Annotated in this window: 27 protein-coding genes and 1 tRNA gene; 15 read left to right on the top strand and 13 right to left on the bottom strand. The window is 70.4% G+C overall.

What is annotated here, in order from left to right; translation table 11 throughout:
- Nucleotides 1-6: 6 nt before the first annotated feature.
- On the top strand, nt 7-912 hold the full coding sequence (locus ABIE19_RS08730; RefSeq protein WP_354088774.1) for a cyclase family protein: 906 nt from the start codon (nt 7-9) through the stop codon (nt 910-912).
- A gap of 4 nt (nt 913-916) precedes the next feature.
- Here ABIE19_RS08730 and ABIE19_RS08735 read toward each other — a convergent pair whose 3' ends face one another.
- Both ABIE19_RS08735 and ABIE19_RS08740 read right to left on the bottom strand, forming a co-directional pair.
- Nucleotides 917-1,126, bottom strand: coding sequence for a hypothetical protein (locus tag ABIE19_RS08735; protein ID WP_354088775.1), 210 nt, complete (start codon nt 1,124-1,126; stop codon nt 917-919).
- A 188-nt stretch (nt 1,127-1,314) separates the two neighbouring features.
- A tRNA-Arg gene (locus tag ABIE19_RS08740) sits at nt 1,315-1,391 on the bottom strand.
- Between the two features lie 137 nt (nt 1,392-1,528).
- On the opposite strand from ABIE19_RS08740, the gene ABIE19_RS08745 reads away from it, so the two are divergent.
- Nucleotides 1,529-2,824: a hypothetical protein gene (locus ABIE19_RS08745; RefSeq protein ID WP_354088776.1), complete on the top strand. Its 1,296-nt coding sequence runs from the start codon at nt 1,529-1,531 to the stop codon at nt 2,822-2,824.
- A 95-nt stretch (nt 2,825-2,919) separates the two neighbouring features.
- The gene (locus tag ABIE19_RS08750) at nt 2,920-3,240 is read left to right on the top strand and encodes a hypothetical protein (RefSeq protein WP_354088777.1); all 321 of its coding nucleotides are present in this window, start codon (nt 2,920-2,922) and stop codon (nt 3,238-3,240) included.
- 87 nt (nt 3,241-3,327) lie between these two features.
- On the opposite strand, the gene ABIE19_RS08755 is transcribed toward ABIE19_RS08750, so the two are convergent.
- Nucleotides 3,328-3,957, bottom strand: a complete 630-nt coding sequence (locus ABIE19_RS08755) for a TlpA family protein disulfide reductase (RefSeq protein ID WP_354088778.1) — start codon at nt 3,955-3,957, stop codon at nt 3,328-3,330.
- On the opposite strand from ABIE19_RS08755, the gene argH reads away from it, so the two are divergent.
- Genes argH through lysA form a run of 3 tightly spaced genes read left to right on the top strand, consistent with a single transcriptional unit; the run spans nt 3,956 to nt 6,910 of the window.
- The gene (argH, locus tag ABIE19_RS08760) at nt 3,956-5,359 is read left to right on the top strand and encodes an argininosuccinate lyase (RefSeq protein WP_354088779.1); all 1,404 of its coding nucleotides are present in this window, start codon (nt 3,956-3,958) and stop codon (nt 5,357-5,359) included. The two genes, ABIE19_RS08755 and argH, sit on opposite strands and share 2 nt — an antisense overlap.
- Nucleotides 5,356-5,577: an LPS translocon maturation chaperone LptM gene (gene lptM, locus ABIE19_RS08765; RefSeq protein WP_354088780.1), complete on the top strand. Its 222-nt coding sequence runs from the start codon at nt 5,356-5,358 to the stop codon at nt 5,575-5,577. The genes argH and lptM overlap by 4 nt, the downstream gene beginning before the upstream one ends.
- A 37-nt stretch (nt 5,578-5,614) precedes the next feature.
- Nucleotides 5,615-6,910 carry a diaminopimelate decarboxylase gene (lysA, locus tag ABIE19_RS08770; protein WP_354088781.1) on the top strand — a complete coding sequence of 432 codons (1,296 nt, stop codon included), beginning with the start codon at nt 5,615-5,617 and terminating at the stop codon, nt 6,908-6,910.
- Between the two features lie 62 nt (nt 6,911-6,972).
- Here the strand turns inward: lysA and ABIE19_RS08775 are convergent, their stop codons facing one another.
- Entirely contained in the window at nt 6,973-7,512 is a 540-nt protein-coding gene (locus ABIE19_RS08775; RefSeq protein WP_354088782.1) for a phosphoribosyltransferase, read from the bottom strand.
- The gene (locus ABIE19_RS08780; RefSeq protein ID WP_354088783.1) at nt 7,505-8,407 is read right to left on the bottom strand and encodes an MJ0042-type zinc finger domain-containing protein; all 903 of its coding nucleotides are present in this window, start codon (nt 8,405-8,407) and stop codon (nt 7,505-7,507) included. The genes ABIE19_RS08775 and ABIE19_RS08780 overlap by 8 nt, the downstream gene beginning before the upstream one ends.
- Before the next feature lie 74 nt (nt 8,408-8,481).
- Between ABIE19_RS08780 and ABIE19_RS08785 the strand changes: the two genes are divergently transcribed.
- From ABIE19_RS08785 to ABIE19_RS08805, 5 genes are read left to right on the top strand one after another with little or no spacing between them, the layout of a single operon-like run.
- Nucleotides 8,482-9,210 carry a cell division ATP-binding protein FtsE gene (locus ABIE19_RS08785; protein ID WP_354088784.1) on the top strand — a complete coding sequence of 243 codons (729 nt, stop codon included), beginning with the start codon at nt 8,482-8,484 and terminating at the stop codon, nt 9,208-9,210.
- Nucleotides 9,207-10,088: a cell division protein FtsX gene (locus ABIE19_RS08790; RefSeq protein ID WP_354088785.1), complete on the top strand. Its 882-nt coding sequence runs from the start codon at nt 9,207-9,209 to the stop codon at nt 10,086-10,088. The genes ABIE19_RS08785 and ABIE19_RS08790 overlap by 4 nt, the downstream gene beginning before the upstream one ends.
- Before the next feature lie 9 nt (nt 10,089-10,097).
- Nucleotides 10,098-10,742, top strand: coding sequence for a YdcF family protein (locus tag ABIE19_RS08795; RefSeq protein WP_354088786.1), 645 nt, complete (start codon nt 10,098-10,100; stop codon nt 10,740-10,742).
- Nucleotides 10,739-11,452: a lysophospholipid acyltransferase family protein gene (locus ABIE19_RS08800; RefSeq protein ID WP_354088787.1), complete on the top strand. Its 714-nt coding sequence runs from the start codon at nt 10,739-10,741 to the stop codon at nt 11,450-11,452. Before ABIE19_RS08795 ends, ABIE19_RS08800 begins: the two co-directional genes overlap by 4 nt.
- Before the next feature lie 60 nt (nt 11,453-11,512).
- Nucleotides 11,513-12,319: a MipA/OmpV family protein gene (locus ABIE19_RS08805; protein ID WP_354088788.1), complete on the top strand. Its 807-nt coding sequence runs from the start codon at nt 11,513-11,515 to the stop codon at nt 12,317-12,319.
- Nucleotides 12,320-12,331: 12 nt separating this feature from the next.
- Here the strand turns inward: ABIE19_RS08805 and hisC are convergent, their stop codons facing one another.
- From hisC to ABIE19_RS08830, 5 genes are all read right to left on the bottom strand, one after another.
- On the bottom strand, nt 12,332-13,432 hold the full coding sequence (hisC, locus tag ABIE19_RS08810) for a histidinol-phosphate transaminase (protein ID WP_354088789.1): 1,101 nt from the start codon (nt 13,430-13,432) through the stop codon (nt 12,332-12,334).
- Nucleotides 13,433-13,458: 26 nt separating this feature from the next.
- Nucleotides 13,459-14,139, bottom strand: a complete 681-nt coding sequence (locus ABIE19_RS08815; RefSeq protein ID WP_354088790.1) for a hypothetical protein — start codon at nt 14,137-14,139, stop codon at nt 13,459-13,461.
- Nucleotide 14,140: 1 nt separating this feature from the next.
- The gene (locus ABIE19_RS08820) at nt 14,141-15,205 is read right to left on the bottom strand and encodes a DUF2125 domain-containing protein (protein WP_354088791.1); all 1,065 of its coding nucleotides are present in this window, start codon (nt 15,203-15,205) and stop codon (nt 14,141-14,143) included.
- A gap of 101 nt (nt 15,206-15,306) precedes the next feature.
- The gene (locus tag ABIE19_RS08825; RefSeq protein ID WP_354088792.1) at nt 15,307-16,110 is read right to left on the bottom strand and encodes a C40 family peptidase; all 804 of its coding nucleotides are present in this window, start codon (nt 16,108-16,110) and stop codon (nt 15,307-15,309) included.
- Between the two features lie 78 nt (nt 16,111-16,188).
- Nucleotides 16,189-17,580, bottom strand: a complete 1,392-nt coding sequence (locus ABIE19_RS08830; RefSeq protein ID WP_354088793.1) for a leucyl aminopeptidase family protein — start codon at nt 17,578-17,580, stop codon at nt 16,189-16,191.
- Between the two features lie 94 nt (nt 17,581-17,674).
- On the opposite strand from ABIE19_RS08830, the gene ABIE19_RS08835 reads away from it, so the two are divergent.
- The 4 genes from ABIE19_RS08835 (at nt 17,675) to thrS (ending at nt 21,471) form a co-directional block, all read left to right on the top strand.
- The gene (locus ABIE19_RS08835) at nt 17,675-18,511 is read left to right on the top strand and encodes a tetratricopeptide repeat protein (protein WP_354088794.1); all 837 of its coding nucleotides are present in this window, start codon (nt 17,675-17,677) and stop codon (nt 18,509-18,511) included.
- Nucleotides 18,512-18,718: 207 nt separating this feature from the next.
- Nucleotides 18,719-19,204 (top strand): iron-sulfur cluster assembly scaffold protein, encoded by a 486-nt coding sequence (locus ABIE19_RS08840; protein WP_354088795.1) that lies wholly within the window; start codon nt 18,719-18,721, stop codon nt 19,202-19,204.
- Between the two features lie 81 nt (nt 19,205-19,285).
- Complete coding sequence (gene yidD, locus ABIE19_RS08845; protein ID WP_354088796.1) at nt 19,286-19,534, top strand: membrane protein insertion efficiency factor YidD; 249 nt, start codon at nt 19,286-19,288, stop codon at nt 19,532-19,534.
- Entirely contained in the window at nt 19,531-21,471 is a 1,941-nt protein-coding gene (gene thrS, locus ABIE19_RS08850) for a threonine--tRNA ligase (RefSeq protein ID WP_354088797.1), read from the top strand. Before yidD ends, thrS begins: the two co-directional genes overlap by 4 nt.
- A 199-nt stretch (nt 21,472-21,670) precedes the next feature.
- Here the strand turns inward: thrS and ABIE19_RS08855 are convergent, their stop codons facing one another.
- From ABIE19_RS08855 to ABIE19_RS08865, 3 genes are all read right to left on the bottom strand, one after another.
- Nucleotides 21,671-22,465 (bottom strand): SDR family oxidoreductase, encoded by a 795-nt coding sequence (locus ABIE19_RS08855; protein ID WP_354088798.1) that lies wholly within the window; start codon nt 22,463-22,465, stop codon nt 21,671-21,673.
- A complete protein-coding gene (locus tag ABIE19_RS08860) occupies nt 22,462-22,755 on the bottom strand; it encodes a 4a-hydroxytetrahydrobiopterin dehydratase (protein ID WP_354088799.1) in 294 nt (97 codons plus the stop codon). Before ABIE19_RS08860 ends, ABIE19_RS08855 begins: the two co-directional genes overlap by 4 nt.
- Nucleotides 22,756-22,818: 63 nt before the next feature.
- Nucleotides 22,819-25,689: an ATP-dependent DNA helicase gene (locus ABIE19_RS08865; RefSeq protein WP_435521142.1), complete on the bottom strand. Its 2,871-nt coding sequence runs from the start codon at nt 25,687-25,689 to the stop codon at nt 22,819-22,821.
- Nucleotides 25,690-25,772: the final 83 nt, after the last annotated feature.

Below are 25,772 nucleotides of genomic sequence, written 5' to 3' on the forward strand. Positions count from 1 at the left end.
GAGCCAATGACCGAGAAACGCGTCCGCTTCGACTTCGAGGTCGAGTTCTCGAACGGCGGCGGCGTACAGGGCCAGGACTTCCGGCTCGACATCGACGGCGACGACATCGAGGACGCGGAACTGGCGGCCTATATCATCAAGGACCTGCGGCTGCTGATGGTCGGGCGGGTGAACATCCTCAACAAGACCGTCATCGTCGAGCGCCACAAGCGGGCCGCCTCAGCCGGGATCGAAACCCCGCTGGATGGCCAGGTCCGTCGCTATGTCGATCTCAGCCATACGATCCGCGACGGCATGATCACCTACAAGGGTCTGCCCGCGCCCCATATCTGCGACCACCTGTCGCGCGAGGCCTCGCGCGGCCTCTATGCGCCAGGGACGGAGTTCCAGATTGGGCGGATCGACATGGTCTCCAACACGGGAACCTATATCGACGTCCCCTTCCACCGCTTCGCCGACGGCCACGACCTCGACGGTCTGCCGCTGGAGCGCGTCAGCCATGTCCCGGGCGTGGTGGTCCGCACCCTGGGCGCGGCCGAGCGCGCCATCGACTGGACCGCCTTCGCCGCGACCGAGGTGCGGGGCCGCGCCGTCCTGATCAACACCGGCTGGGACCGACATTTCGGCACGGACGCCTATTTCGAAGGCCATCCCTTCCTGACCGAAGCCGCCGCCGAATGGCTGAAGGCCCACGGCGCGACCGTGGTCGGCATCGACAGCTTCAACATCGACGACGTCTCGGGCGGGACCCGGCCGGTCCACACCGTGCTTCTGGGCGCGGGCATACCCATAGTGGAGCACATGACCCGGTTGGACGCCCTTCCGAACGAAGGGTTCGTCTTCACCGCCGCGCCGCCCAGGATCGCCGGCATGGGAACCTTCCCCGTGCGCGCCCACGCCCTGCTGGGTTAGGACGCTAGGCCCTGGCTTCCCGGGAGACGCGTACGTCGTCCGGCGCCGGGTTCGCGATCTCCGCGACGCTTTGAGCTGCGGAACGGACTTGCGGGTTGGATCGCTCAATGCCCCGCGTCACGGCCAGGGCGCCCAGCAGGACCGCGACATAGAGGGCGATCAGGGCGACCTCCGTCACGGACAGGCGCAGCTTGGGTTTCAGCCTCCTACGCACGACGCCCTCCCCCCCGTGGGACGCAGCCCCGCCCGCACCGCGGACGCAAGCCGATAGGTTATCGAAGATCACCTATTGCTGACATTGACGTAAAAAAGGTTGATTTCAACTGCGTAGCTTTACGTATCCGCTGAAACCGCCGCGAATTCTTCGTCGCACCGGGCGCTGAACTGAATGATAGAGGGAAATGGCGCACCCGACAGGATTCGAACCTGTGACCTCTGCCTTCGGAGGGCAGCACTCTATCCAGCTGAGCTACGGGTGCGTCTGCGGCGCGACGGCCGGACGGCGGTGCTTACAGCATGGGCGGGGCGGTCTCAATCCCTGATCGGTTTCCTTCGGTCGCTTCTTGGCGAGAGGCCTATGAACGCCTAGCGTCCCGGCCGGAGAGAGGGAGTTTCCATGCGCCGTATGACCATCGCCGCCTTGCTGGGCGCCGCCTTGCTGACCGCCTGCGCGACGACGCCCAGCCAGGCGTCCGAGAGCCAGCCCGACAGTCTGGACGCCGTCGCCAGGGACTATGTGGCCCTGACGCTGGAGATCGGCGAGCGCGAGCCGGGCTATGTCGACGCCTATTACGGCCCGGCCGAATGGGCCGAGGCGGCCAAGGCGAATCCGCGCGCCCTGCCCCAGTTGGCCGAAGGCGCCGCCGCTCTGACCCGGCGGCTGGAAACGCTTCCTGAAGCGGGTCTGGACGCCGACAGCCGGCAACGGCGGGCCTATCTGCTGGCCCACGTCTCGGCCGCCTCGGCGCGGCTGGGGATGCTGCAGGGACAGAAGCCGAACTTCGCCGACGAGGCCGAGGCCCTGTTCGGGGTGCGGCCCGAACTGCGGCCCCTGTCGAGCTATGATCCGGTCCTGGCGCGCATCGACGCCCTGGTGCCGGGCGAAGGCCCCCTGGCCGACCGGGTCGCCGCCTTCCGCGCGCGCTACGTCGTTCCCAAGGAACGGCTGGAGCCGGTGATGCGGGCCGCCATCGCCGAGTGCAAGGCGCGCACCGAGCGCCACATGACCCTGCCGGCCGACGAGACCTTCACCCTGGAGTTCGTCAACAACAAGCCGTGGTCGGGTTACAACTGGTACAAGGGCAAGGCCTTCAGCCTGATCCAGGTGAACACCGACCTGCCCATCTACATCGACCGCGCCGTCGATCTGGGCTGTCACGAGGGCTATCCCGGCCACCACGTCTACAACGCCCTGCTGGAGCGGACCTTCGTCCAGGGCAAGGGCTGGGTGGAGATGAGCGTCTATCCCCTGTTCAGCCCCATGTCCTTCATCGCCGAGGGCAGCGCCAACTACGGTATCGACCTGGCCTTCCCCGACCATGAGCGGACCGATTTCGAACAGCGCGTCCTCTACCCCCTGGCCGGTCTGGATCCGGCGACGGCCGAGGCCCAGACCCAGTTGCTGGCCCTGACGCGCCAGTTGGCGCGGGCGGAGTACACCATAGCCGACGACTATCTGGCGGGCCGGATCGACCGGGAGACGGCGCTGGACCAACTTCAGAAATACGGCCTGGTCGCGCGCGATCGGGCGGCGCAGCGACTGAGCTTCATCGAGACCTATCGATCCTATGTCATCAACTACGGCCTGGGGCGCGACATGGTGCAGGCCTGGGTGGAAGGTCATGGGCCGGACCACTGGAAGACCATGGAGCGGTTGCTGGGCAGCCAGATCCTGCCCGTCGATCTGGACTAGGATCGACCTGGACCATGATCAGGGGGCGGCGAGGCAACCCTCGCCCGCGCGCGGGCGTTCACCGCCAAGGTTCACCGCAAGCAGGAGACAATCCCATGCGCATCCGCACGCTTTCCGCTCGTACCCTGGGCGTCGTCGCCGCCTCGACCCTGGCCCTGGGCGCCGCCGCCTGCACCCAGGCCGAGCAGAAGAAGGCCGAGGCGAACGCCGAAGCCGCCGGCGACAAGGCGGCCGACGTCGCCGCCCAGACCGGCGAAGTGGTCGAGTCCGGCGCCATGAAGGCCGCCCAGGCGGTCGAGGAAGGCGCCGGCAAGGTCGCCGACAAGCTGGAAGACAATCAGGCCCAGGCCGCCGCCGAGGGCCGCCCCGGCGCCGTCAACCCGGCCACGGACACCCGCGTCCCGGCGAAGCACTAGGCCAGCTTCCTTCTCCCCTTGGGAGGATGCGCTCAAGCAGCCGAAGGCGTTAGCGCACCAAAGCCTTCTCCCCTTGTGGGAGAAGGATCATTTCTCGGCCAGCAGATCGTCGAACAGGGCCTTGGCCTCGGCGCTCGCCCAGTCCGCCTCGCCGACCACGACGGCGCGGACCTGGCCCTTGCGATCCAGAACCAGGGTCTGGGGCATGGCCCCCTTGCCCGGGAATTCGAAGGCCAGCTGGAATTTCGGGTCGATGTAGAAGTCGAGCGGGGCGTTTCGGGCGATGAAGGCCCTGGCCTCGCCCGCCGTCTTCTCCACGTCCATGCTGACGGTCACGACGGCGAAGTCTTCGCGGTCCTTGTAGTGCTCCGCCAGGGCGGCCAGGGTCGGCATCTCGATCTTGCAGGGCGCGCACCAGGTGGCCCACAGATTGACCACCGTCACCTTGCCGGCGAAGTCCGCGAAGCGGACGTCCCGTCCGGCCGCATCCTTGAACACATAGTCGGGCGCGGGCGACGGCGGCGGGGCCTGAAGCCGGCTCAGCGACCCCCGGGCGTAGGTGATCAGGCGTGTGCTGGGCTGCCGCGGTTCGGCCGCGACGGGCGCGGAGTCTTTGCGCCCCTTATGATGATTGACGTATAGCAACGCCGCGCAACCGATCACGCCGACCAGCGCCGCCGCCGCCACGCCCGCCATAGTCCGTTTAGAGCCGCTCATGTCCGACACGCCTTCCAACACCCCTCAGGGTCAGTCTCTATGGGGCGGGCGCTTCAGCGCCAAGCCCGCAGACATCATGCAGGCCATCAACGTCTCCATCGGCGTCGATAAACGCCTGTGGGCGCAGGACCTGGCCGGGTCGCGGGCCCATTGTCGCATGCTGGCGCAGCAGGGCATCATCCAGCAGGCCGACGCCGAGGCCATCCTGGGCGGGCTGGACGTGATCGAGGGCGAGATCTCGGGCGGGACCTTCCCCTTCCGCGACGCCTATGAAGACATCCACATGAACGTGGAGGCCCGCCTGTCGGAGCTGATCGGCGAGCCCTCGGGGCGTCTGCACACGGCGCGCAGCCGCAACGACCAGGTGGCGACGGACTTCCGCCTGTGGGTGCGCGACGCCTGCGACCGCACCATGGCCCAGTTGAAGGACCTGCAGCGGACCTTGCTGGACCGGGCGGAGCAGCACGCGGGCGACCTGATGCCCGGCTTCACCCACCTGCAGACGGCCCAGCCGGTGACTTTCGGCCATCACCTGATGGCCTATGTCGAGATGTTCGGCCGCGACGCCGGGCGCTTCCATGACGCCCGCGTCCGGATGAACGAGAACCCCCTGGGCGCCGCGGCGCTGGCCGGGTCGCCCTTCCCCATCGACCGCCACATGACGGCGCAGGCGCTCGGCTTCGACCGGCCCATGGCCAACTCGCTGGACGCCGTGTCGGACCGCGACTTCGCCCTGGAAAGCCTGGCCGCCGCCTCGATCGCGGCGGGCCACCTGTCGCGTCTGGCCGAGGAGATCGTGGTGTGGATGACGCCTATGTTCGGCTTCGCCTCCCTGCCCGACGACCTGACCACCGGCTCGTCCATCATGCCGCAGAAGCGCAACCCCGACGCCGCCGAGCTGGTGCGCGCCAAGACGGGCCGCATCAACGGCGCCCTGATCGCCCTGACCACGGTGATGAAGGGCCTGCCGCTGGCCTATTCCAAGGACATGCAGGAGGACAAGCCGCCGGTGTTCGAGGCCTTCGACGCCCTCGACCTGGCGCTGACGGCCATGACCGCCATGGTCGCCGTGATCCGTCCCAACACTGAGAAGATGGCCGCCGCCGCAGGCGCGGGCTTCTCGACCGCCACCGACCTGGCCGACTGGCTGGTGCGCGAACTGAACCTGCCCTTCCGCCAGGCGCACCATGTCACCGGCGCCGCCGTGAAGCGGGCCGAGGTCCTGGGGCTGGGCCTAGGCGAATTGCCGCTGACGGAACTGCAGGCCCTGGATGGCCGGATCACCGAAGGGGTGTATGAAGTCCTGACGCCCGAAGCCTCCTGCGCCAGCCGCCAGAGCTTCGGCGGCACGGCGCCGGAACAGGTCCGCGCGCGTATCGCCGACTGGAGAAGCCGCCTGTGAAAAAGACCCTGATCCTCGCCGGGGCCGCCGCCCTTCTGCTGGCCGGCTGCGGCCGCATGGCCGATCTGGAGGCGCCCCAGGCCCGCCAGAACGAACGCGCCCCGCGCGACGCCAACGCCAAGTCCCCGACCGAACCGGCGACCATCAATCGTTCGCCCAGCCGGCTTCCCATCGACAGCGGCGCCTCCGACCCGTTCGGCAAGCCCCCGATGGCCTGACGCGACCTTCCAACCCTTCCAGACCGGACTCCCCGCCGTGCATTATTTCGACCTGAAGGACGGCGTTCTGCACGCCGAGGGCGTTTCGCTGGAAGCGCTGGCGGCGGAGGTCGGCACGCCGACCTATGTCTATTCCTCGGCCACCCTGCGCCGTCACTACGGCCTGCTGCGCGAAGCCTGCGACGCCCATAAGGATGCGCTGGGCGACGCCCTGATCGCCTATGCGGTCAAGGCCAACTCCAACCTGTCGGTCCTGGCGACCCTGGCCCAGATGGGCTGCGGCGCCGACACCGTGTCCGAGGGCGAGATCCGCCGCGCCCTGGCGGCGGGCGTCCCGGCCGAGCGCATCATCTTCTCGGGCGTGGGCAAGACCGACGCCGAACTGGCCTTCGCCATCGAGACCGGGGTGCGCCAGATCAACGTCGAGTCCTCGGCGGAGCTTGAGCGGCTGATCCTGGTGGCGAAAGCTAGGGATTCGGCTCCGAATATCGCCATCCGGGTGAATCCCAAGATCGGCGCAGGCGGCCACGCCAAGATCACCACCGGCGGCGCGGGCGACAAGTTCGGGGTGCCGGTCGAGGAAGCCCTGGCCCTCTACGCCCGCGCCTCCGCCTCGCCGCACGTGACCCCTGTGGGCCTGGCCTGCCACATCGGCAGCCAGATCACCGACCTGGCTCCGCTGGAAGCCGCCTTCGGCGTGCTGCGCCAGATGACCGAAACCCTGAGAGCACAGGGACATGCCGTCACGCGCCTGGATCTCGGCGGCGGCCTGGGCGTGCCCTATTACGGCGAGGCGGCGACGCCCTCGCCCGCCGACTACGTCGCCATGGCCGCACGGGTGCTGGACGGGCTGAAGGTCGAGGCCGCCTTCGAGCCGGGTCGGCTGATGGCCGCCAACGCCGGCGTGCTGCTGAGCCGGGTCATCCAGGTCAACGAGCGAACCGACGGGCGACGCTTCCTGGTGCTGGATGCGGCGATGAACGACCTGATGCGCCCGGCCCTCTACGACGCCTTCCATGACCTGAAGCCGGTGCGGCCGCGCGCGGGCGAGACGCGCCCCCATGACGTGGTCGGGCCGGTCTGCGAGACCGGCGACACCTTCGCTCGCGACCGCGATCTGCCGCCGCTCGAAGCCGGCGATCTGGTCGTCTTCATGAGCGCCGGGGCCTATGGCGCGGTCATGAGCGGCGAATACAACACCCGCCCCCTGGCGGCCGAAGTCCTGATCGACGGCGAGCGCCGCGCGGTGGTTCGTCCGCGCCCGACCTATGACGAGATGTTCGCGCGCGAGCCGATGGCGGAGTGGCTTGCGCCAGTGGCGAGCAACGAGTGACGAGTGGCGAGGATCGGCGGCAAGATTGGCTTGTCTCGCCGCTCGCCACTAACCACTCGCCACTAGTCCAAAGCGCAGATGTCCGGCAGGCCGCGCATGCCGCCGGCGTGGTCCAGGCCGTAGCCGACGAGGAAGCGGTTCGGCGCCTCCCAGCCGACGAAGTCAGGCTCCGGAGCCCGGGCCTCGGGCCAGGGCTTGCGGGCGAAGACGCAGGTCAGGACCTGCGCCGCGCCGGCTTCCTTGGTGATCCGCACCGCCTCGGCCAGGGACAGGCCGGTGTCGAAGACGTCGTCGAGGATCAGCACCGTCTTGCCCTCGATCGGCCGCTGATAGGGGGCGCGGACGTCGATCTTGCCGCGACTGGTCTGTTCGTCGCCGTAGGAGGCCAGCCACAGGGCGTCGAAGCGGACGTGACGCCCCTCGCGCGACAGGGCGCGGGTCAGGTCCGCCGCGAACCAGAGACCGCCGGTCAGGAGGACGGCGGCCACCGTCTCGTCGTCGACGACAGGGGCGATGCGCCGCGCGAGATCGGCGACGATCGCCTGGATCTCGGCATGCGGCAGGAGAACCGTGGGGGCGGGCGCCGGGTCTTTGTCAGCCATTCACGGCGGATAGCCCCTTGGCGCCCCCGCTGTCGAGAGGCTGGGCGTCGACGGGGCTCAGATCATAGGCCGTGGCCCGACGCAGGCCGCCTTCGTCCGCGGGGGGCGGGTTCCGGCGCGACGGGCGAGCGGCGGCCTGTTCGATGCGGGGCGCGGGCGGGACGGCGCGCGCCGACCGGTCGTCCCGCTCCAGAACGAAGTCGACGCCGGCGCCCGTCACCTTGCCGTCAGGATTGGCCACAACGAGGGCGAAGCCCTGAACCTTGCCGGGCAGGACCGGAGCGCCCTCCAGACGCAGGATGCGATGGCCGATCTCGCGGCCCTTTTCGTCCAGAAGGGCGACGCGGATCGGCGGCGCCACGACCTCGTTGTCGCGAATATTGCGCACGGCGCCCGAGATCACGATCTGGCTCGGATCATGCGGCAGAAGCCGCATTCCGAAGGCCTCGAAATCCAGCCCGGCCAGGTTCACCGGCGCGCCCAGCAGCTTGTAGACCCCCGCCGCGCGCGGCACGGCCTGGGCGATCTGCAGGCGGAAGACGAAGGCCGCCCCGACCAGGGTCAGAACCGCGATGGCCACGGCGGCCCAGACGGCGCCCATGGTCGCGGCGCGACGGACGCGGCGTTTCCGTTCAGCCTGGGCGCGGAAGGCGCGGGGCAGTTCGGGCGCCGGGGTCTCGGCCAGGGTGGCGGGCGCGTCAGGGGTCGCGTCCTCGATCTCCGATGCGATTTCAGTCGCGGGCGCGGCGTCGGACGACAGCTCCAGAGGTTCGTCCTCCAGCGTGGCGCGCCAGTCGTTTCCACAGGATCTGCACCGCACGCGACGCCCGCTGGGGCCGATCGCCTCGTCAGGAACGAAATAGCTGGTGGCGCAGGCGGGGCAGGTCAGTATCATGTCTGCTGACTGCGAGGCTCGACGCCCCCTCCTGTCAATGGCGCCCGCAACGCCCCGGTCCAATAAGAAACCCGATGCCGAACTCGACCCGACGCGCCGCCGATCCCGATTCCGCGCCCGACTCCGTCCGCCTGCGGGGCGTCGGCTTCGGCTATGCGGACCAACCCGCGGTTCTGCGGGACGTTAACCTTATTCTGCCGCAGGGCTCTTTCCACTTTCTTACCGGACCGTCCGGCGCCGGGAAGTCCTCGCTGCTGCGGCTTCTGACCCTGGCCGCGCGGCCGCAAACGGGGCGAATCACCCTGTTCGGGCAGGACGTGACCGAGCTGCCGCGCGCCGCCGTGCCCGCCCTGCGACGGCGGATGGGGGTGATCTTCCAGGATTTCCGCCTGCTGGACCACCTGACGGCCTTCGACAACGTCGCCCTGCCCCTGACCCTGGCGGGCGAGCGTCCCGCCGACTTCGGCGCCGACGTGGAGGAGATGCTGCGCTGGGTCGGCCTGGGCGGCCGGATGGACGCCCTGCCCCCCGCCCTGTCGGGCGGCGAGAAGCAACGCCTGGCCATCGCCCGCGCCGTCATCACACGGCCGCGCCTGATCTTGGCCGACGAGCCGACCGGCAGCGTGGACCGCGCCATGGGCGAGAAGCTGATGCGGCTGTTCCAATCCCTGCACAAGCTGGGGGCGACGGTCCTGATCGCCACCCATGACGAGGCCCTGGCGGAACGGGTCGGCGCGACCGTCCTGCGACTTGAGAACGGCCGGCTGAGCCAGGCCGCCCCGGCGACGGGAGAGGCCGCATGATCGGCGCCCTGTTCACGCGCAGACCCAGCCTGCTGCCCCGCGATTCGGGCGGCGAGCGCTGGCTGGCCGTCGTCATCGGCGTCCTGTGCTTCCTGGCCTCCGTCGCCGCCGTGAGCGCCCTGGCGGCCGACCGGGCCGCCCACGGCTGGGCCGGACGCCTGCGTGACGAGGCCACGGTCCAGGTCCGCCCCCGCGTGGACGAGACCGGTCCCACGGCCGCAGGCCGGGCCGCCGAGGTCCTGGCCGGGGTAAAGGGCGTGGCCGAGGCCGAGGCCATGGACCGCAAGACGGCCGAGGCCCTGCTGCGCCCCTGGGTGGGAGAGGCCGTGCTGCCGGACCTGCCCATGCCCTATCTGGTCACGGTCCGCCTGGACGCCGAGGCCCCCGCGAGCGCGACGACCCTGAGCCGCGCCCTGGCCGAGGCCGGGCTGGACGCCACGGTCGACGACCACAGCCTGTGGCGCGGAGAGGTCGAGCGTTCGGCGGGCGTGGTCGCGGCCCTGGCGGGGGCGGCCTTCCTGCTGATCGCGGCGGCCACGGCGGCGGTCATCGCCTACGCCACCCGCGCGGGCATGGCGGCCCAGGCGGCCGTCATCGAGACCCTGAGCCTGAACGGCGCCACGGACGGCTATGTCGCCGGCCTGTTCCAGCGTCGCTTCGGCGGCCTGGCGGCGCGCGCCGGGGCGGCGGGAGCGGCGGGAGCGGCCCTCCTGCTGGCCCTGGCGCGACTGGTCGGCGGCGCGGGCGGCCTGACCCCGGCCCTGCCCCTGGCCTTCGGCGACCTGCTGATCCTGATCGCCTGCCCCCTGGCCGCCTGCGGCGTCGCCGTCGCCGCCGCCCGCTTCACGGCGCTGGCGAAGCTGGGCGGTCGTGGCTAGGTAGGCGTGATGAAGTACCTGACGCTGATCGTCGTGGCGGCCCTGATGTGGCTGGTGGGACTGTTCGTCTTCGCCGAGCGCGTGCGCGACCTGACGCCCGCGCCCGAGCCCGCGCGGGCCGACGCCATCGTCGCCCTGACCGGTCCCTCGGCCGAGCGCGTCAACGCGGCCATCCGCCTGCTGGAGCAGGACAAGGGCGATCGCGTCCTGATCTCGGGCGTCAACCGCGAGGTCCGTCGCCGGGAGCTGCGCGCCCTGACGCCGGGGTCCAGCAAGCTGTTCAACTGCTGCGTCGACCTGGGCTTCGAGGCCGAGAACACCGTCGGCAACGCGCGCGAGATCGCCGCCTGGGCCCGATCCAAGGGCTATGACGACCTGATCGTCGTCACCTCCGACTATCACATGCCGCGCAGCCTGCTGGAGATCCGGGGCGCCGCGCCGGGCGTACGGCTGACGCCCTACGCCGTCTCCACGCCGTCGCTGGACGATTCCCGCTGGTGGCGCGCGGCCGAGACCGCCCGGCGCATGACGCTGGAATACATGAAATACCTGGCCGTGCTGGGCCGCGAGGCCATGCATCGCCTGACCGGCCGCCACCCCGAACGCCCGGCGGAAGCCGAAGCCCCCGCCGAAAAGGCCGAGCCCGCGACATGACCACCGTCCGATCCCTGATCTTCACCCTGTGGCTCTATCTGTCGATGCCGCTGTTCGCGGTCCTCCTGTCGCCGGCCCTGCTCATGCCGCACGGGGCCGCCATGGGCGTGATCAAGCTGTGGGCGCGGTTCGTCCTGTTCGGCCTGCGCTGGATCGCCGGGGTCAGGGTGGTGGTGCGCGGGCTTGAACATCGCCCGACCGGTCCGGCCCTGATCGCGGCCAAGCACCAAGGAATGCTGGACGTGGTGGCGCCCTTCGCCTTCCTGGACGATCCCTGCTTCGTCCTGAAGAAGGAGCTGATGCCCCTGCCCTTCTTCGGCTGGTTCGCCTGGAAGACCAAGATGATCGCCGTGGATCGCGCCGCCCACGCCAAGGCCCTGAAGGACATGGTGCGCCAGACCCGCGCCCGCCTGGGCGAAGGCCGTCAGATCGTCATCTTCCCCGAAGGCACCCGTACCGCGCCGGGCGAACCGGCGGACTACAAGCCGGGCGTGGCCGCCATCTATCGCGACGTGGACGCGCCGTGCTGGCCGATCGCCACCAATTCCGGCGTCCACTGGCCCGCCCACGGCTTCAAGCGCCATCCGGGCGTGGTGGTGTTCGAATTCCTGCCGCCCATCCCGGCGGGACTGAAGCGCGCCGAATTCATGAACCGCCTGGAAGAGAGCGTCGAAACGGCCTCGACCGCCTTGTTACAGCCAAAAACCTAGGTTTTGCGTTGGGGATCCACGGGTCGCCTCCCCTTTCGGCCCAATGATCAAGGACGCCCCATGACCCTCAGCCGCGCCCGCAGCGCCGTCGCCCCCATCGCCCTGGCGCTCGCCGCCTGCCTGCCCGCCTCGGCCGCCCTGGCCCAGGCCCAGCCCTATGAGCAGGTGGAGACGCCCCGGACCTGGAAGGTCGACGTCGGCGGCGGCGTGGTTCGCGGCTTCAGCGCGACCGGCAACACCGGCCAGGACGTCAACTGGACGGCCTGGGGCTCGGCCTCCTATCGCGACGTGGTCTACGCCAACGGCCTGGACGGCCTGGGCTGGAACGCGGTCAAGACGGACGACTTCCGCGCCGGGGTCCAGTTGCGCCCACGCTTCGCCGCCGGCGACATCGAAGGCACGACCCTGGACCGGCCCGGCCTGGGCGCGGACGCCGCCGTCTACGCCTACAAGCGCCTGCCCGGGAACCTGGTGGTCGGGGGCCGCATCCAGCATGACGCGACGGGCGACGACGCGGGCCTGGAGTATTTCGCCTCGGTCGGCCATCAGCGCGTGACCCGCATCGGCCTGCTGCAGGTCATGGGCTACGCCCGGGGGATCAACGACGAACGGGCGCGCCGCTACTACGGCGTCACGACCGCCGAGGCGGCGGGCGGCGGCTTCACCGCCTTCGAACCCTCGGGCGGGCTTTCAGGCCTGGGCGCGGCCGCCCTTCTGGCCGTGCCGATCGGCGACCGCTTCGGCATGGGGGCCTTCGTCAACTACGAACAGCGGCTGGGCGACATCAAGAACAGCCCCCTGGTGGAGGACGACCACGTCTGGCGCGCGGGCCTGATCGGCGTCGTCCGCTTCCACAGCGGGAACTGACCCCGCCCAGGATCAGAGGGCGGCGAACTCGCTGAGGGCGTCGATGACGGCGCGGTTCTGGTCCTCGGTCCCGATGGTGATCCGTAGGCAGTCAGGCAGGCCGTAGCCGCCGACCGGACGCACGATGATCCCCTTGGAGTTCAGATAGTCGTTGGCGGCGGCGGCGCTGCGCTTCTCGTCAGGGAAGCGGACCAGGACGAAGTTGCCCGCCGAGGGGAAGACCTCGAAACCAAAGCCGCGAACGGCCTGGGTCATGCGCGGGCGCCAGTCCAGCACCAGATCGCGCGAGGCCTTCTGGTGCGCCTCGTCCGACAGAGCGGCGGTCGCCGCGTCCAAGCCGGGAACGGAGACGTTGAAGGGCAGGCGGATGCGGTCCACCGCCTGTTCGATCGCCAGGGGCGCATAGCCGAAGCCGATGCGCAGGCCGCCCAGGCCGTGAATCTTGGAGAAGGTGCGGGTGACGACGATGTTCGACGCCTCGCGCGCCAGGGCGAAGGCGCTCTCCCATTCCGGCTCGACCACGAATTCGGCGTAGGCTTCGTCCACCACCAGGATGACGTGGGCCGGCAGGGCGGCGTGCAGGCGGCGGATCTCCTCGCCCGAGTTCCAGCTGCCGGTCGGGTTGGACGGGTTGGAGACGTAGACGATCCGGGTCCGGTCATCGACCTGTTCGAGGATGGCCTCGACCTCGGCCTTCATGTTCGGCTCGGGCGCCAGCTTGACCTCGGCGCTGCAGGCCTTGGCCGAGATGCGATAGGCCAGGAAGCCGTACTGGCCGGTGACGATGTTGTCGCCGGGCTGCAGATAGGTCTGGTTCAGCAGGGCGAAGACCTCGTCCGAGCCGTTGCCGAAGATCAGGCGTTCGGGCTCCAGGCCGTGGTGGGCGGCGACGGCCTCGCGCAGCTTGGTCGCGCGGCCGTCGGGATAGACGTGGATGTTCTTCAGGGCCGCGGCGTAGGCTTCGCGCGCCTTCTCGCCCGCGCCCAGGGCGTTCTCGTTCGAGGACAGCTTCATCGGCTCGGCGAAGCCGGCGATGGAACCCTTGCCGCCGACATAGGGGGCGATGTCGAGGATGCCGGGCTTGGGGGCGGGCGCGGCGGTCGCAGCGGTCATGGGCGTCATCCTCGAAGGGTCTGCGGTCAGTAGACGGGAGCGGCGCCGATGACGCCATGGAGACGACCGGGAGCATCGATCAACCGCCCGTCCTCCGCCTGCACATAGCCTGTCAGGGCGAACAGCTTCAAGCCGCCGCCCGCCGCCAGGGGAGCGGCGGCCAGGCCCGCCTCGCCCAGGGCCGCGAGGATGCGGGCGTCGGGCAAGGGGCTGTCCGTGACCCAGAAGGTGCGGTCGTCGCCGGTCGGACCGGGCGCCTCGGTCGAGACCAGAAGAGCACGAGGAACGCCCGCAGCGTCGTCCGGCAGGGCGGCGATCACCTTCAGCATGGGCAGGGCCAGAAGTTTCGCCCACCAGGGTCGGGCGCCGAGATCGATCAGGGCGCGGCCGCCTTGGCGGGCGGTCGCCAGCGCCTGATCCGGCTCCACGACCGGACGGCCGATCAGGCCCCAACGGTCGGCGGCCAGCGACTGCGACAACGGCCCACAGGTCGCCAGCGCCGGGCCGGCCCCGGCCTCGATACGGCCCAGCACAGCGCGTACGGCCGGACGCTCAGCCGCCGGAATGTCGCGTAGAAGCTCACGCAGGGCGATGGCGTCGGCGTCGGCCGAGCCGCGCGGTCCGGCGGCGATCCGCGCCCGCGCCGCCGCGATCAGGGCGCGGTCCAGGACCAGGCGCTCAAGGTCCTCGGGCGGTTCGACCAGCATGTCAGAACAGCTGGGGCGCGGGCGCCAGGGCGAAGGGGCCCAGATAGGTCCGCCCCCCACGGAAGTTCAGCACCAGGTCGACGCCCTGGCCCTGATCGCCGGTCCCGCCCTGGGGCGTGGCGGCCGCCGCGCGGGCGGCGGCGGCGCGGTCCAGGGCCCCGCCCTGCTGGACGCCGGCCAGGCCGACGATGGCGGCCAAGGGTTTCTCCGCACGCAGGAAGACCTCGCCCTGCAGACGGCCCTTGTCGTCGGCCGACAGGGCGGAACTGGACAGGAAGGCCTTGCTTTCGCCCGCGCCTAGCTCGCCCCTCATCTCGACGAAGCGGCCGCCCGCGGCGGTCCAGGCCGACAGCAGACCTCGGGCGTCGGCGCCTTTCAGCGCGCTGGCCTTCTGCACCACCGCCTCGACCTGGGCGTTCAGCAGGCCGGACTGGGTCAGCCCCTCGACCGGACCATTGGGGCGTCCCTGACCGTCGACCAGGCGGAACAGGACGTCCACGTCGTCGGTCGGCGCGTTAGAGCCCGCCACGTGCGGCCGCATGTAGAACTGGATCGAGGCCGCCCTGGACAGGGGGAAGGGTTCGGCTTCCGGCAGGGCGGTGAAGACCGGCTTGGCCAGTTCGACCGCCACATTGGGCCAGCGCTGCGTCAGGCCGTGGACGCTCATGCGGATCGCTTCGGCGCGCACGGCGACCTTGCCCTTTTCTCCGCGCGTCAGAACCAGGCCGTCGGGCGCGATGATCACCCACTTGGTCGGGTTGTAGGCGTTGGCCTCGGCCACGATCTCGGGCGCGGCGACGGCGTGGCCGGAGGGCGCCGTGACGTCGACATGCTTGATCGCCACCCGGGCCCGCATGGGCCAGCCCGTCGTGGTCACGCCCGCGTGCTTCACGGTCCAGCCCGACTGCTCCAGCCGGGCGATACGGCCTTCCAGCTTCTTCTCGATCTGTTGCGTCAGGAAGAACCACCAGCCGGTCCACAGGGCCAGGCCGACGAAGACGATGGCGAAGGGGATGATCAACCCTTTGCGGCTGTGGCGAACAGGTGCGGCGGGGGCGTCGGTCATGGGGTCTCCAGGGTCGCTGCGCCACATAAACCAAGGACTGAGGCAGGACCAAGGATCAAGGCGCGCGCGAACCCCGCGACCCGTGAAAAAGCGCTAGGGGATCAGACGCGCCGGAAGACGGCGGTTGCGAAGCCGTCGGCCGTCAGGCGGGCCTCGACCTCGGCGAAGAGCTCGACCACCACGCCGCCTCGGGCGCCGGTCGAATGGATGATCCGCTCGGCGTCCAGCATCAGGGCCGAGTGACCAGTCCAGTCTTCCGCGCCGGACGACAGCCAGACGACCAGATCGCCGCGCCGCGCCTCGGCCCGCGCGACGGCCCGGCCCAGCAGGGCTTGAGCATCGGAACGGCGCGGCCCCGGCAGACCGCAGGCCAGCAGGGCCTGCTGCACCAGGCCGGAGCAGTCGGTTTCACGGGACGTCCGGGCGCCCAGGGCGTGCGGACGGCCCAGCAGGCGCTCGGCCACGGCGACCGGATCGGTTTCAAACTCTCCGACCGGACAGAGGTCGGCTTCGGACAGGCCCTCCGGCAGGACCTCGCCCACCAGGGCGTTCAGCGGCAGGACGGCGTCGACCGAGGCCACCCGGCGGACGGCCAGGGGCGCGCCGGGCGCCAGGGCGTTCAGGGAGATCCAGCCGACGACGCCGTCGCGACGCGCACGACCCCAGGCGCGGTCGCCGTGGCGGTGCAGGACGTCGAAGACCTCTCCGTGAAGAAGCTGATCGATGCGCTGATCGGCGTCGGACAGGATGTCGGCCACGGGCAGGCGGCCGTGCATGGCCTCGGTCCGGCGATAGGCGAGCGCGGGCGCCAGGCCCTCAAGCGCCTGCTCGGCCAGCACGGCGCGATCCCCGTCCCGAAGGATCAGGGGCGCGCCGGGCGGGATCAGGTCGAGGACGTCGGTCAATCGGGACTCGGCGGTTCACACGGGTTAGCCGCCCTTTGTAAACGCCGAAGCCAAACCGCGCGTTAACAGGCGGAGCCGTCAGCCGAATCGTTCGCGCAGATAGCCGTAGCAGGCGCGCAGGGCCTGGCATTCCCCGCCTTCCGGCCAGCCGGGACGGGCGCGAGGGTTCCAGGCGAAGACGTCCATGTGCGCCCAGCTTCCCGAGGCGGGGGCGAACTTCTGCAGGAAGAGGGCCGCCGTCACCGATCCGGCCTGGGCCCAGGCGGCGGAATCATTGCGCACGTCGGCGATCTCGCTGTCCAGGGAGGCGCGATAGCCGGCCCACAGGGGCATGCGCCACAAGGGGTCGCCCACGGCGCGGCCGGCCGCCAGCAGCCCCTCGGCCAGGGCCTCGTCGTCGGTGTAGAGGGGCGGCAGTTCCGGCCCCAGGGCGATGCGGGCCGCCCCGGTCAGGGTGGCGAAGTCCAGGGTCAGGTCCGGCTCATGCTCGCCCGCCCGCGTCAGGACGTCGGCCAGGATCAGGCGGCCCTCCGCATCCGTGTTGCCGATCTCGATCGTCAGGCCCTTGCGGCTGTTCAGGATATCGCCGGGACGGAAGGCGTCGCCGGACACCGCGTTCTCGACCGCCGCGACCAGGACCACCAATCGGATCGGCAGGTTCGCCTGCATGATCAGGCGGCCCAGCGCCAGGGCGTGGGCGGCGCCGCCCATGTCCTTCTTCATGTTGCGCATGCCGGCGGCGGGCTTGAGGTCCAGGCCGCCGGTGTCGAACACCACCCCCTTGCCGACCAGGGCCACCAGGGGACGGTCCGTCTGGTCCAGATTCCAGCCGATCTCGATGACGCGCGGCGCCCGGTGCGGGGCGGCGGCGCGACCGACGGCGTGGACCGCGGGGTAGTTTTCCTCCAGCAGGGCGTCGCCGGTCGTGACGGTCAGGACGGCGCCCGAAGCCTCCGCGATCTCGCGGGCGATGGTCTCGAGCTGGTGCGGCCCCATGTCGGCGGCGGGGGTGTCGACCATTTCGCGGGCCAGGGCGGCGGCGGCGGCGATGTTCAGGGTCTCGGCCAGGTCCAGATCCTCGGGCGCGACCAGGCGGGCGCGACCGCGCTCGGGCCGGGCCTTGTAGCGGTCGAACAGATAGCCGCCGAGTGCGAAGGCCAGAGCGGCCTGGCAGGCGAGATCGCCCCTCCCGGCCCCTTCCAGACGCCAGTCGCCCTCGGGCAGGCGCGCCGACAAGGCGCGCGCGGTCATGGGATCAAAGGCCTCCCCCGTCCCGAACAGGGCCGATTCCGGGGCTCCGTCGTCGCCGGGGACGATCATAAGCTGGCCTGCCTTGCCGGTGAAGCTGTTCGCCGAGGCCCAGGCGGCCAGACGGCCCGCCAGCGCCTTGACCCCCGCCGGGTCGATCAGGCGCACGGGACGCGCAGCCGGGGCGGCGGCGACCAGCAGTTCGGAGCGGGAGGCGGACATGAGGAGCCTTTCCGGCCTTTAAAGGCCGATTAACCAAGTTTTGACGCGGAGGCGCGACCCTGAAGGCCGAGGCAAACCGTCCGGACCTTTCGACATGTCGCGCACCGCCGCCGCCGCCGCAACCTTGACTCTGGTCCTTCTGGCCGCGCCGGGCGCCGCCCTGGCCCAGAACGCCCAAGCCCAGGCTCAACAGGCTCCGCAGGCCGCCCTGCCCGCCGACGCGGCGACGCGGGCCAGCTATGACCGGGCCGACGCCCTCAGCCGCTCGGTCTTCTGGGCCAATGAGCAGCGGATCAATCCGATGGACCCGGTCGCGGGGGTGAAGACCGCCCAGGCCCTGCGCGAACTGGGACAGTTCGACCAGGCGGCCGAGACGGCCCAGGGCGTGCTGACGGTCCAGCCCGCCAACATCGAGGCCATGCTGGAGGTCGGCCGCGCCCATATCGCGCGGGGCCAGGCCTTCTACGGCATCGCGGCCCTGGAACAGGCCAGGGCGACCGCGCCGCGCGACTGGCGCCCCTTGTCCCTGCTGGGCGTGGCCTATCAGCAGGTTCGTCGTCCCGACGACGCCAAGACGGCCTGGACCGAGGCCCTGCGCCTGTCGCCCGACAACCCCGACGTCCTGACCAACGCCGCCATTGCCCGCATGGGCGAAGGGGACGCGCCGGCGGCGGAAATCCTGCTGCGTCGCGCCGCCGCCCAGCCGGGCGCGACCCTGAAGGTGCGCCAGAACCTGGCCCTGGCCCTGGGGCTGCAGGGCAAGACCGGCGAGGCCGAACAGATTCTGCGCCGCGACCTGCCGCCGGAAGTCGCCGACGCCAACCTGCGCTGGCTGGCCGAACGGACGGCCGCTTCGACCGTCGCCGCGACGCCTGCCCCGGCCCTGACCGCCGGATCGGCTCGCACCTGGTCGTCGGTTCAGGGCGGCTAGGAAACAGCCGCCGCGCTTCTCCCTCCCACTTGGGGGAGGGTGGTCGCGAAGCGACCGGGTGGGGAGGGCCGGGCGATACGGGCGCAGCGCCTGATTTGCCGAAGCGCCCCCACCCGTCTGACGCTAGGCGTCAGCCACCCTCCCCCAAGTGGGAGGGAGAGGCGTCGTGCTCTTCTCTCTCAGCCTCGAAAGCCCTATCTTCCGCCCATGATCGACGACCTCTACAGCGCGCGCATCCTGTCGCTGGCGGCCAACCTGCCGCACAGCGGGCGGCTGGCTGCGCCCGAGGGGACGGCCGAGCGGGTGGCCAAGCTGTGCGGCTCCAAGGCCGTGGTCGACGTGATGCTGGACGACGCGGGCCGCGTCAGCGACTTCGCCCAGACGGTGAAGGCCTGCGCTCTGGGCCAGGCGGCGGCGGGCGTGATCGGCGAAGCCGTCCTCGGCGCTTCGGTCCAGGAGATCGAAGCCGCGCGCGACGCCATGTCGGCCATGCTGAAGTCCGGCGGCGAGGGTCCCGAGGGCCGGTTCGAAGCCTTGCGCGTCCTGAAGCAGGTCGCGGACTATCCGGCGCGCCACGCCTCGACCATGGTGGCGCTGGAGGCGACGCTCGACGCCGTGAAACAGGCCCAAGAGAATCAGGCTTTGGCGAAACGACACGACGATACGCGAACTCGCCTCGCCGGCGCGGCCTGAAGGCTTCGTCCGGTTGATCCCCCTGCGATGAAGAGGGATAAGCGGCGCGAACCCGAAACAGAGCCCCCGGCGAAGGGACCGATGTCTCTCTACGAACGCAGCGTCCGCGCGGCCCATCGGGGCTACAAGGTGACGCTGTCCCCCTTCTTCGGCCAGTCGTGCCGGTTTCTGCCGACCTGTTCGGACTATGGGCGCGACGCCCTGATCCAGCACGGTCCGGTTCGGGGGGGATGGCTCACCCTGCGCCGTCTCTGTAAATGCCATCCCTTCGGCGGTTCGGGCTATGATCCCGTGCCGCCCGCCAAGACCGAAAAAGAACGACCGTCATGATCGAACTGAAATTTCCCGACGGCGCCGTGCGTCAGTATCCGGCCGGCTCGACGGGCCGCGACGTGGCCGCCGCCATCTCGCCCTCTCTGGCCAAGAAGGCGGCCCTGGTCGTCTGGAACGGCGAGCAGCGCGACCTGGACCGCGTCATCGACGGGAACGGCGACTTCCGCCTGTTGATGCGCGACGACGCCGAGGCGCTGGAGACCATCCGTCACGACGCCGCCCACGTCCTGGCCCAGGCGGTGCAGGAGCTGTTCCCCGGCACCCAGGTCACGATCGGCCCGGCCATCGAGGACGGCTTCTATTACGACTTCGCCCGCGACGAGCCCTTCTCGACCGACGACTTCCCGAAGATCGAGAAGAAGATGGCCGAGATCATCGACCGGGGCGCCCCGCTGGAGCGTCAGGTCTGGAACCGCGACGACGCCATCGCCCACTTCGAAAAGATCGGCGAGGAATATAAGGCCGAACTGATCCGCGACCTGCCCGAGACGGAGACCATCACCGTCTACAAGCAGGGCGAATGGGCCGACCTGTGCCGGGGACCGCACTTCCCCACGACCAAGTTCGTGGGCAAGGCCTTCAAGCTGACCAAGCTGGCCGGCGCCTATTGGCGCGGGGATTCCAACCGCGCCCAGTTGCAGCGCATCTACGGCACGGCGTGGGCGACCAAGGAGGACCTGGACGCCTATCTGCTGCGTATCGAGGAGGCCGAGAAGCGCGACCACCGCAAGCTGGGCCGCGCCATGGAGCTCTTCCACATGCAGGAAGAGGGCCGGGGCATGGTCTTCTGGCACCCCAAGGGCTGGGTCCTGTGGCGCGTGCTGGAGGCCTATATGCGCCGTCGCCTGGACGCCGCAGGCTATGTCGAGGTCAAGACGCCTCAGGTGCTGGACCGCAAGTTCTGGGAGGCCTCGGGCCACTGGGACAAGTACCGCGCCAACATGTTCGTCTGCGAGACGGTCGAGGGCGAAACCCTTTCCCTCAAGCCGATGAACTGCCCGGGCCACGTGCAGATCTTCGATCAGGGCCAGCGGTCCTATCGCGAACTGCCCCTGCGCATGGCCGAGTTCGGCGCCTGCCACCGCTATGAACCGTCGGGCTCGCTGCACGGCCTGATGCGGGTGCGCGGCTTCACCCAGGACGACGCCCACATCTTCTGCCGCGAGGACCAGATCGTCGAGGAGACGGCCGAGTTCATCAAGCTGGCCTATTCGGTCCACGCCGACCTGGGCATGGAGACCAAGTACATCAGCCTGGGCACCCGCCCCGAGCTGCGCGCCGGCACCGAGGAATTCTGGGACAAGGCCGAGGCCCAGATGCTGGAGGCCGCCCGCGCCGCCGGGACCGAGCCGGTCGTCACCGAGGGCGACGGCGCCTTCTACGCGCCCAAGCTGGACTTCATCGTCAAGGACGCCATCGGCCGCGAATGGACCTGCGGCACGATTCAGCTGGACTATGTCCTGCCCGAGCGTCTGGACGCCACCTACATCGCCGAGGACGGTCAGAAGCACCGCCCGGTCATGCTGCACCGCGCGATCCTGGGCTCGTTCGAGCGCTTCATCGGCATCATGATCGAGAACTACGCCGGGGCCTTCCCGCTGTGGCTGGCGCCGACCCAGGCCGTGGTGGCCACCATCACGTCTGACGCCGACGGCTACGCCGAGGACGTGGCGGCCAAGTTCCGCGCGGCGGGCCTGCGCGTCGAGACCGACCTGCGCAACGAGAAGATCAACTACAAGATCCGCGAACACTCGGTCGCCAAGGTCCCCGCCATCGCCGTGGTCGGCCGCAAGGAGGCCGAGGAAGGCAAGGTCGCCATCCGCCGCTTCGGCTCCCAAGCCCAGACCATCGTCACGGTCGAGGAGGCCATCGCCATCCTGACCGACGAGGCCCTGGCGCCGGACCTGAAGCGTCTCCGCGACGGCCAGGCCTGAACATGAGAACGCCCCGGTCGAAAGATCGGGGCGTTTTTCTTTTTCCTCCCCACTCTGTGGGGAGGGGGACCGCGAAGCGGTGGAGGGGTCGACGCGACGCCTGACGTTCTCGGTTTATGCGGAAAGGTCGGCGCCGCCCCCTCCGTCTCGGCCGCTGCGCGGCCGATCCACCTCCCCATGAATGGGGAGGAAAGACAGGTCACTGCGCCGTCATGCCGCCGTCGATCTTGAACTCGGATCCGGTGACGAACTTGGACTCGTCGGAGGCCAGGTACAGAACACAGTAGGCCACGTCGTCCGGCTCGCCGATCCGCTTCAGCGGAATGCCGCGCGCCAGCTTTTCGTGGGCCGTCGCCTCGTCGCCGCCGGCCATGGCGACGAAGGGATCGAGGATCGGGGTCTTGATGAAGACCGGGTGGACCGAGTTGGCGCGGACGTTCCAACCCGCCTTGGCGCACTCCAGCGCCACGGTCTTGGTATAGAGCCAGACCGCCGCCTTGGTGGCGTTGTAGGCGCCCAGGCCCGGCGCCGCCGCCAGTCCCGCGATCGAGGAGATGTTGACGATGGAGCCCGCCCCCGAGGCCCGCAGATGCGGCAGGGCGTGCTTGCAGCCCAGCATGACGGACTCGATGTTCACCGCCTGAACCAGCCGCCAGTTGTCCAGCGTGTCCTGCTCGGCCCAGGCCAGGGAACCGCCGATGCCGGCGTTGTTCACCAGGATGGACAGGCCGCCCATGTCCTCTGCCGCCGCTGCAACGACCCGGACCCAGTCGTCCTCGCGCGTCACGTCGTGCTCATAGGCATGGGCGGAACCGGGATGCTCGGCGTTGATGCTGTCGGCCAGGGCGCGCGCGCCGTTCAGGTCAAGGTCGGATAGGGCGACCCTGGCCCCCTCCTTCGCCAACATGCGCGCCATGGCCTGACCCAGACCGCCGGCCGCCCCGGTGATGAGGGCCGCCTTGCCCGCAACGCGACCCGGACGAGAGGCGCTCATCCGACCTGGCCCTTCACGATTTCGTCGATGAACCGGGCCATCGCCGTGTCCCGTTCCGTCACGCCGCCCGCGTCATGGGTGGTCAGCAGCACCTCGACCCGGTTGTAGACATTCGACCATTCGGGATGGTGATCCGCCTTGTCGGCCAGCAGCGCCACACGCGTCATGAAGCCGAAAGCGGCGTTGAAGTCGGCGAACTTCAACGTCCGGGCGATGGCCGGGCGCGGATCGTCGGCGCGGCGCCAATCCGGCAGGTCGCGAAGCACGGCGTCGACGTCGAGGGCGGTCATGGGCGTCTCCTTGATTTTGTTCAGGGGTATCGTGCGCCCGCCGAGGTCACAAGGCCATGACGCCTAGGAGGGCCCTTCGCCGCCGGGAGCGGCGTCGGGGCTCAGGAAGGCCTGCGTCAGCTCGACCGCCTCGGCCAGACCCATGCGAAGGACCTCCGCCCCCGGCGGCAGGGCCGAGAAGAGACGGGTCGGGCAGGCGGCGTCCAGCATCAGGAAGACGCCCCGGTCGTCGGCGCGCCGGATCAGCCGGCCGAAGGCCTGGGCGATGCGACCGCGCGCCAGGGCGTCGTCATAGGAGCGCCCGCCCGATCCCGAACCGAAGCGTTCGCGTCGGGCCTTGTGCAACAGGTCGGGGCGCGGCCAGGGCACCCGGTCGAAGGCGAGAACGCGCAGAGAGCGACCCGGCACGTCCACCCCGTCCCGCACGGCGTCCGTGCCCAGCAGGCAACTGTCCTGTTCGGCCCTGAAGACGTCCACCAGAGCGCCGACCTCCAGCGGATCGACGTGCTGGGCGTAGAGGGGAATCCCCGCCCGAGCCAGGTCCGGCCCCAGCCGCTCATAGACGGCCTTCAGACGGCGAATGGCGGTGAAAAGGCCCAAGCCCCCGCCGCCCGCCGCCAGGAAGAGTTCGCGCATGGCGGCCGCGATCTGACGCGGATCGTCCTTGGTCAGATCGTTGACGACGATGATGCGGCTGTTGACGGCGTAGTCGAAGGGACTGTCGACCTTCAGGGTCCGCGCCGGCTCGATCAACCGGGCCGCCCCGCTGCGCAACCGCGCCAGGTCGAAGGGATCCTCGGCCGCCGGGTCGGTCAGGGTGGCCGATGTGATCAGCACCCCGTGGGCGGGCATGACCACGGCCGCCTCCAGAGGCACGGTCGGGTCGATCCAGTGGCGACGCAGAGCCACGTCGTGGATGCGGCCGAAGGCGGCTTCGGCCGACAGCCAGTCGACGAAGTCCGGGTCCGGTTCGTCGCCCCCCTCCTCCAGCGCCGCCAGCATGGAGCGCCAGCCCGGCAGGGTCATGCGCGCGCGGCGGTCCATGCCGCGCAGCGCCCCCTCGATACGGGCGCGAGCGGCGCCGTCCAGCTCTGCGGCCTCTTCGTCCAGAATGTCCTCGAGGTGGCGCGACAGGGCCAGAAGCGGCGCCTCGACGGCGGCGATGGCGCGGGCGGCGGCGCGGGCGGCCTCCAGCACCGGCTCGGTCGCCGGGCGCAGGGCGCATTCCAGCCCGAAGTCGGTCCCGCCGCTCTCCTGGCTGCGGGCGCGCAGTTGCTCCAGGGCGGCGACCAGGAAGGCCTCGATCGGGCCGATCGGATTGACCTCGCCCGAGGCGGGGGCGATGCGGCCCGACACGCCCTCGCCCGGCAGGGCGGCCGCGGCCTGCAGCGCGTCCTTCAGGGCCTTGGCGGCGGCTTCGTTGTCGGCGCATAGGTCGCCCAACCGCTGCTCCAACCCGCGCCCGCGACGACCGCGCCCCTCGGGCCCTCTGATCCAGCGGCGCAGTTCGGCGGCCTCCTGGCCCGACAGGGCGGCGGAGAAGGCGCTGTCGGCGGCGTCGAACAGATGGTGGCCCTCGTCGAAGACGATGCGCTTCAACGCCGCCGTCTCGCCGTCCTGCTTCAGACCGCGCGCGGTGCGGGCGCCGTCGAAGGCGGCCTGGGTCATGACCAGGGCGTGATTGGCGACCACCAGGTCGGCCCGCCGACTGGCGCGGATGGTCTTCTCGACGAAGCAGAGGCGATAGTGGGGACAGGCGGCGTGGACGCATTCCCCGCGCCGGTCCACCAGATTGGCCGGTCCCGCCTGATGCCCCGCGGGCACGGCGAACAGGCCCGGCAGCCAGCCGGGATAGTCGCCGCCGGTCATGTCGCCGTCGCGGGTATGGGCGGCCCAGCGCGCGGCCAGGGCCATGCCGATCAGGTCGCCGTTCCCCAGCTGGGCCGCCTGCATCATGTCCTGCAGGTTCAACAGACAAAGGTAGTTTTCGCGGCCTTTTCGCACCACCGTCTTCTTGCGGCGCTCGGCCTCATCGGGCCACAGGGCGCGGCTTTCGCGGTCGATCTGGCGTTGCAGGGCGCGGGTATAGGTCGAGACCCAGGCCGCCCCCGAATTGCGCTCGGCCCACAGGCTGGCGGGGGCCAGATAGCCCAGGGTCTTGCCGGTGCCGGTGCCCGCCTCGGCCAGCAGGACGCGCGGACGCCCCTCCTCATTTCGCGGCGAAAAAGCGTAGGCGGCCTCGGCGGCGTAGTCGGACTGGGCCGGCCGGGTCTCATCCAGACCCGAGGCCTGCAGCAGCTTGTCCAGACGGATGCGGGCGCTTTCGGAATCGACGGGGGCCGAGCCGGCCTCGCCGCGCGGCGCCTCGTCCTCCCATTCCTGAAGGCGAGCCCAGACGTCCAGGCCCGAGCCCCGCTCGCGCCGGTCGCGCAGCGGTCCGGCCTGAAGCGCGGCCAGGACGCGCGGCCCCCAGGCCCAGCCCGCCCGGTCCAGGGTTCCGGCCAGGGTGAAGGCCTCCTCCCGTCCCGGATAGGCAGGATCGGCCAATTCCTTCAGCAGGTCGGCGGCGGCGTCGCGCAGGGCCTGGGCCTGAGCCTCCGCACCCTTGGGTTCAGACCGTCCCAGGGCGAGGGCCAGGCCCGTCGGCGAAGGCGCGCAGAAACGGGCGGGCCGCACGAAGGCGTAGAGCTCCAGCACGTCCAGCATGTCGGCCGAGCGCGGCGGCGGGCTGAGGCCCAGGCGACGGGCCGTCAGACCGGCGTGGGCCACCAGGACGGGACCCCCGGTGAAGACGCCCTCGGCCGCCCCGCGCCCGATCTTCCTGGCGCCCGAGGCGTCACAGATCGCGCCCGCGCCCGGCGGGGTGGCCAGGGCGGGCGGAAGGTCGGCGGGCGCGGAAACCTCCGACAGGGATGCGATCGCGGAGTCGGTCACGGCCGATCCATAGCCTCCCTCGCGGCGAAACGGAACGGGAACGCGTCTCCCTCTCGCCAGAAGTCGAAAAGCGAGTCAGGCTG

Source organism: Brevundimonas faecalis, from assembly GCF_040549405.1.
In the GTDB taxonomy this organism is placed as follows: domain Bacteria; phylum Pseudomonadota; class Alphaproteobacteria; order Caulobacterales; family Caulobacteraceae; genus Brevundimonas; species Brevundimonas faecalis.